The following is a 1,731-nucleotide window of genomic DNA, read 5'->3' on the forward strand; positions in this document are numbered from 1 at the left end:
TTGACCTGGTCAGCGGCACGGATACGCTGAACGTTGTCGCCAGCGGGAACATCTCGTCGCTTGCGCTTGCCACGATGAGCAACATCGATACGGGGAACCTCACGGGCACCTCGGGCAGCGACTCGATCACCCTCTCCGGCGCTCAGCTCGATGCAATCCTGATCGGGTCAGGCACCATCAATCTCGGCTCCGGCAGCAGCGACACGATCAACCTGACGTCGACGTCGTCCGACCTCAACATCCTGGGCTCTAACTCGAACACATCGATCCAGGGGGTGGAGGCAATCTCCGCGGCGACCGCCGCGGCCGGCGTCACGATCAACCTGTCGGGCCAGACCGAAGGCTTCTCGATCACTGGCAGCGCCAACACCGATACCATCGTGGCTGGGGCCGGCAACGACTCGATCGCGGCGGGCGGCGGCAACGATATTCTCACGGGCGGGAGCGGGAGCGACCAATTCGTGTTCAACACCGCCCTCAATGCGGCGACCAACATCGACCAGATCACCGACTTCAATGTCGTCGCCGACACCATTGTCCTGGACAACGCGATCTTCACGGCGATCACGGGCACGGGCACACTGACATCGGCGCAGTTCGTCGCCAATACATCCGGCACCGCCCAGGACGCCAGCGACCGCATCGTCTACGAAACCGATACAGGTAAGCTGTTCTACGACAACAACGGCAATGCCGCCGGCGGGGCGACGCAGTTCGCCCAGCTCGCCGCCGGCCTTGCACTCACCAACAACGACTTCCTGATCGTGTGAGGCCTCGGTCCCAGCGCCGAGAGCAAGCTTGCAATGGCAGTCCCGATGAAACACCCGATAGATCTTGCGGGTGTTTCGCTGGATGTGATCTCACTTGAGGACGAAGCCGTCGTTGTCGCGTTTCGTCGACATATGCTGCTGCCGCTCGATGACTGCCTGTATGCCTACAGACGACGATCCCGCACCTGACGCGCTCGTCCTTACACCGCCGCGAACAGCGGCAGGGCATCTCACGGCTGCCCGATGTCGAGGATGGCAAAGACCAAAAGCGCAAGTTCAAGACCTACCCGATCGGCTACTTCCAGCATCGAGATATGCGCTTTTGATGGTCGTGTCCCCAGTGGTGGTGTAACTGACGGAGACAAGACCGCTAGCGAGCGCGCTATCCACTAGCGCCGTAGCGAGGGAGCGGCGTTGCGCCGGTCATCGGCGATTGCGGGCTTAGGGTCGGATTCCGAAGACCAACCCAAGACCTGAGGACACGACCGATGACCGCCCCAATGGTGAACCTGCGGCGCCGATCTTTTGCGCAAGATGATCGTCTTTGCCGCCGAGCGCCCCAGGGACATGATCTTTTTGATAACTTGGCTGGCACATCCCACAACCGGGCCTTCTCGCGTTTGCGGATTCCTGGCGGTTTAGCTAGGAAAAAGATGTGCTGGCGTACGGCGCCTCCAGCGTTTCCACGGACGTAAGAAGGGTGCCGATGTGCGGAGTGGGGTAGCGCTAAAATTGGGTTCGCATCGCCTTACACCGCGGCACAGCGAAAGGGCCTTGGGCCTGGAAGCCGCGCCCGCCGGCCACACCGCCTCGATAGGATTTGGCGTTCCGGCACATCGCCTCTGATGTTCCTCTCTCCCGCGAAGAAAGCTCGAACAGCGATCACTCGGGTTGACGCCGAATACGGTCGAGCCCGGTTTGCGGTATCAAGGGCTCAAATGCGTTGATGCTGGGCTGCATT

General features: G+C 61.2%; 1 protein-coding gene and 1 pseudogene. Both read left to right on the forward strand.

Annotation, left to right across the window (positions count from 1 at the left end):
• The coding region (locus tag RSO01_RS48245) for a calcium-binding protein (protein WP_170303904.1) at nucleotides 1-770 on the forward strand (770 nt) is incomplete at its 5' end.
• A gap of 87 nt (nucleotides 771-857) precedes the next feature.
• Nucleotides 858-1,072 (forward strand): annotated as a pseudogene (locus RSO01_RS46650) (IS481 family transposase); the annotation flags it as partial.
• Between the last annotated feature and the right edge of the window lie 659 nt (nucleotides 1,073-1,731).

The sequence above is a fragment of the Reyranella soli genome (assembly GCF_007992495.1).
In the GTDB taxonomy this organism is placed as follows: Bacteria; Pseudomonadota; Alphaproteobacteria; order Reyranellales; family Reyranellaceae; genus Reyranella; species Reyranella soli.